Origin of the sequence: Thioclava dalianensis (assembly GCF_000715505.1) — a bacterium.
Taxonomy (GTDB): Bacteria; Pseudomonadota; Alphaproteobacteria; order Rhodobacterales; family Rhodobacteraceae; genus Thioclava; species Thioclava dalianensis.
Genome location: NZ_JHEH01000071.1, coordinates 1 through 4,812 on the forward strand (window position 1 = coordinate 1; position 4,812 = coordinate 4,812).

Here is a 4,812-nt window from a genome sequence, read left to right on the forward strand (position 1 = left end):
CGTCACTCGCAAGCGTGATCGCGACCCAGGCGGGCGAGACACGGCGGCCGATGATGCGCTGACCGTCATCGGTCTGCAGCCGGTAGACGCGGGTTTCGTCCTGGGGGAGCTGCTTCCAGATCGGCAGCAGCAGGCCCGCCACGATGTGCAGCGTGGATTCCGAGAACTCGGGCACTTCAGCCAGTTCGGAATTCCATGCGGCGGTGAAGGCCGCGCGGTCGGCCTCGAGCCAATGGGTGTCCTCCATCAGCTTGGCCGGGACAGTGCTGGCCTCGGTCGGCCGGATCAGCCTGAGGCGTGGCTCGATGGTGCCATCATCCAGCATTAGGCTGGTGGCGGGCACCTGCACCGCGGCCCGGCCCGAGCGGCTGTTGACCAGAAGCCGCGCCTTCGGGTCATCGAGCCAGTCGAGCGCATCTGCGAGGGACGTCGGAGCATTGCGCCGCTTTTCCGCGATGGTCAAAAGCTGGGTTTCTGCGCCAGAACCGAGATGGGTGTAGATGACCCTTGCATCGGTTACGCGGAAGCTCTCGGCGCGCAGCGTCTCGAGGCCGAGGTCATAGACCCCGGCGGCGATGGCCCCCTCGATCCGTTGATCGAGCAATTCCTCGAAAGCCGAGAAGAGCACGGCCTGCATGTTGATCGTCAACGCGAGCAGACGATTGAGGAAGGTCGTGATCGGCGGCAACTCGTCCTTCAGACCATTGTCATCGGTAAGGCTGAGACCGGTGGCATCCTCGAAAGCGCCGAGCGAGCAGCCCGCGACATCGCCGCGATAGATACGACGGTAGAGTTGGCGCAAAGCATCACGGGCGTATGGGCTTTCGAGGTTGTCCTCGGGTCGGAACAGCCCCTGCCCGCCGGTCTGGCGCTGGCCGCGCGTGATGGCCCCCAGCGTGTCGAGACGACGGGCGATGGTGGAGAGGAACCGCTTCTCTGCTTTCACATCGGTGGCCACAGGCCGGAACAGCGGCGGCTGCGCCTGATTGGTGCGGTTCGTCCGCCCGAGGCCCTGGATGGCAGCATCCGCCTTCCAGCCCGGTTCCAGAAGGTAATGGACCCGCAGGCGCTGGTTCTTGGCCCCGAGATCGGCGTGATAGCTGCGCCCCGTGCCGCCCGCGTCGGAGAAGATCAGGATGCGCTTCTGGTCATCCATGAAAGCGGCGGTTTCCGCGAGGTTGGCCGATCCGGCTCGGCTTTCCACGACAAGCCGCGCGGCAGGACCCTCGCCCTTGCGAACGATGCGGCGCGAGCGGCCCGTGACCTCGGCCACGAGATCGGTGCCGAAGCGCTGCACGATCTGGTCGAGCGCGCCCGGGACGGGCGGCAGTGACGCCAGCTTCTCGATCAGCGCATCGCGCCTGCGTGCTGCCTCGCGGCATTCGACCGGCTGACCATCGCGGACGACCGGTCGGGAAGACAGATTGCCCTCACTGTCGGTGAACGGCTCGTAGAGCTGCACCGGGAAGGAATGGGCGAGGTAGTCCAGCACATATTCCCTGGGAGTGATGTCGACGCGGATGTCGTTCCATTCCTCGGTCGGAATCTCCGAGAGACGGCGTTCCATCAGCGCCTCGCCGGTCGAGACGATCTGGATGACGGCCGCATGGCCTGCCGCGAGATCAGCCTCGATGCTGGAAATGAGGGTGGGGGTTTTCATGCTGGTCAACAGATGGCCGAAGAAGCGCTGCTTGGCGCTCTCGAAGGCCGAGCGAGCGGCGGATTTGGCCTGGCGGTTCAGAGTGCCGCTGTCACCCGTGATGTTGGCCGCCTCCATTGCGGCGGCAAGGTTGTTGTGGATAATGGCGAAGGCCCCGGCATAGGCATCGTAGATGCCGCACTGCTCGGGGGTCAGCGCATGCTCGAGCATCTCGTACTCGACACCGTCATAGGAAAGCGACCGGGCGGTGTAGAGGCCAAGCGACCGCAGGTCGCGGGCGAGGACCTCCATCGCGGCGACGCCGCCTGCCTCGATGGCCTCGACGAATTCCGCGCGGGTGGCGAACGGAAAGTCTTCCCCACCCCAAAGACCGAGCCGCTGCGCATAGGCGAGGTTGTGAACCGTCGTCGCCCCCGTCGCCGAGACATAGACCACGCGGGCATTCGGAAGTTTGTATTGAAGGCGCAGGCCCGCCCTGCCCTGCTGCGAGGCCATGGTATCGCCGCGCTCGCCTTTGCCGCCGGCGGCATTGGCCATGGCATGGCTTTCGTCGAAGAGGATCACCCCGTCGAAATCTGCCCCGAGCCAGTCGACGATCTGGTCGACGCGGGATTTCTTCCCACCTCGTTCTTCCGAACGCAGCGTCGCATAGGTGGTGAAGAGAATGCCCTCGGTAAGCGGGATGTCGCGGCCTTGGGCAAAGCGCGAGAGCGGCGTGACCAGCAGGCGCTCCTGCCCGAGCGCCGACCAGTCGCGCTGCGCATCTTCCAGCAGCTTGTCGCTCTTTGAGATCCACAGCGCCTTGCGTCTTCCTCGGGCCCAGTTGTCGAGCAGGATCCCGGCCGACTGGCGGCCCTTGCCCGCCCCGGTGCCATCGCCGAGGAAGAAACCCCGGCGGAAGTGGACGGCGTCAGCGGCATCGTCCGCTGCAGCGGAGACCACGTCTCCGGTCTCATCCGCGGTCCAAGACCCCGTGAGATGCGCGCCATGCGCCTCCCCCGCATAGATGACGGTCTCGAGCTGCGCGTCTGACAGCAGGCCGTCGCGCAGGATGGTCGCCGGAAGCTTGGGGCGATAGCTCGGTTTCGGAGGTGCGACAGAGGCCATGGCCGCCGATTGCACAAGCTTGGTCGGGTGCGATGCGGCGTCTGGGATGTCGATAGCCTGCAGACGGAAGGTCTCGTAGATCGCGTCGGACAGCCGTGCGGCATCTTCGTCCTCGGCGGCGTCGCGGAGAGCGTAGTACAGTTCTTCGGCCTCAATCGGCGTTTCGGGTTTCGCCATTTTAGCCGCAGAGGTCGCGCGCGATCGGCTGGTGGTTGTGTGTGTGGCGCGGGCAGGACTTCCCGGGAAGAGGGAAGAATGGAACAGACCTGCATTTGCGGCCTGTTCCAGTTCGAGGCGCGGCGGAATCTCTGCAGTGACCCGGGACATCAGATGCGCCACGTCCCTAGACATGGGTTGGCGCAGGTCTGCGGTGGTGCCGCCCGGCTCGCCGCCGCGGCATTTGTCGAAGACAGAAATCCGCGTCTCGAAGCTGGTGCCGTGCTTGGCGAAAGCGGCGCCCTACACCGCGCTGGTGAAGACGAGATGGGCCGTCTCGGTCATACGGCCGAAGGTCTCGGCCGAGGCCGGCGCATCCGGCGCGAAACCGGCCCCTGTGATGGCGACGAGCCGCCCGCCGGGGGCCAGGCGCGCGAGCGACGAGCGCAGATGCCGGGCCGTCGCCTCGGTCGACCGACCATCGACATTGGCTTGGGCCGAGAAGGGCGGGTTCATCAGGATGACGCTCGGGCTTGAGGAGGCGTCGAGATGATCATCGATCTGCGCGGCATCGAACCGGGTGACCGGTCGGCCCGGGAAAAGCAGCCGAAGGAGATCGACGCGGGTTTCGGCCAGCTCGTTCAGCGAAAGATTGCCGCCCGCGATCTCGGCAAGGATCGCCAGGAGCCCGGTCCCGGCAGACGGCTCGAGGACCAGGTCGCGGGGCGTGATCTGTGCTGCCGCCAGTGCCGCCAGTCCCATGGGCAAGGGCGTGCTGAATTGCTGAAACCGCTCCATCTCTTCCGACCGCCGGGTGTGCGTGGGCAAGAGACCTGCCACCTTGGCGAGGATCGGCAACAGCGCCGCAGGCGAGCCGGCACGCGCAAGCAGCGCCCGACCGAACTTTCGCAGAAAGAGGACCAGCGCCACCTCGCCCGCCTCATAGGCGAGCTTCCAGTCCCAAGCACCGGTCGCATCGGAACCGCCAAAGGCATGTTCCATCTCGCGGCGCAGGCGCAGCGCGTCGATCTGAAGCCCTTGCGCCAGATCGGGCTGCAGCGCTTCGGCAACAGCAACGATCGCAGAGGCAGGATTTGCTGCCAACGGGACAATGGGCGCAGGCAAGGACGCCTGCGCACCAGGGGCAAGATGGGTCATCGGGAAACTCCGGAATGAAGGACAGGATCAGGCCCGGACTCCCTCTCTCGGGCAGCCTCGGACCTGATCTTTCCCGGCCCCTCTCTCCCTCTCGCACCAAGGTGTTCCCGACGCTTGGCTTGATTTTGTTCTTGTTATGTTCTATTTTCAGAGCCAAGCCAGAAAGGGGGTTCCACCATGGAAAGCAGCACCCGCGCCCTGCCCGTAACACCCAAGCAGATTGCCTATGCGCGGTCGCTCGCCCTGCGCAACCGGACGCTCCTGCTCTGGGAGGTTCAGCAAGACCGGCGATCTTTGAGCGCTTGGATCGAGGTTCAGGCCCGGCTGAAGCCTGTATCGGACATGGACCGGCTGCCCACGTCCAAGCAAGTAGCCTTCGCGGAGAAACTCGCCCGGATCAAACGGCGCGCCGTTCCGGACGAATGCTTCCGCGACAAGGGGCTCATGTCGAAGTGGATCGACGGGAATAAGTGATGGGTGTCAGTTGGTGGATGGCGAGTCGGCGCACGAATCCACCAAGGCTTCCTTCCGCCTACGAAACGCTGCTCGTAGTGCGTCGGTCGGTGGGGGCGGACAGTCCAACGCCTCAAAGAACGGCTGATGGTCACATGGCTTCAAGTTCGTGACGTCCGCGCTGTTGTCGTTTGCCTGTTTCATTTTTTCGGACCCCCAAAGGCGCATGCGCTGTAACTTGTCAGCCGACAGCCGCAATCGAGTAGTGCGGTGTCCCA

3 protein-coding genes are annotated in these 4,812 nt (G+C 65.0%); 1 reads left to right on the plus strand and 2 read right to left on the minus strand.

All coding sequences use genetic code 11. The features are described 5' to 3' along the window. A partial coding sequence (locus DL1_RS20315; protein WP_428837390.1) for a strawberry notch family protein occupies positions 1-2,923 on the minus strand: 2,923 nt, incomplete at its 3' end. Positions 2,924-3,226: 303 nt separating this feature from the next. Continuing rightward, on the minus strand, positions 3,227-4,081 hold the full coding sequence (locus tag DL1_RS22385) for a hypothetical protein (RefSeq protein WP_428837389.1): 855 nt from the start codon (positions 4,079-4,081) through the stop codon (positions 3,227-3,229). 177 nt (positions 4,082-4,258) lie between these two features. On the opposite strand from DL1_RS22385, the gene DL1_RS20320 reads away from it, so the two are divergent. Beyond that, complete coding sequence (locus DL1_RS20320) at positions 4,259-4,555, plus strand: hypothetical protein (RefSeq protein WP_038070134.1); 297 nt, start codon at positions 4,259-4,261, stop codon at positions 4,553-4,555. Positions 4,556-4,812 lie beyond the last annotated feature (257 nt).

What these genes read in the sequence shown, in the direction of transcription:
- DL1_RS22385 (WP_428837389.1), bottom strand. Translation starts at nt 4,081, where the DNA reads ATGACCCATCTTGCCCCTGGTGCGCAGGCGTCCTTGCCTGCGCCCATT.
- DL1_RS20320 (WP_038070134.1), top strand. Translation starts at nt 4,259, where the DNA reads ATGGAAAGCAGCACCCGCGCCCTGCCCGTAACACCCAAGCAGATTGCC.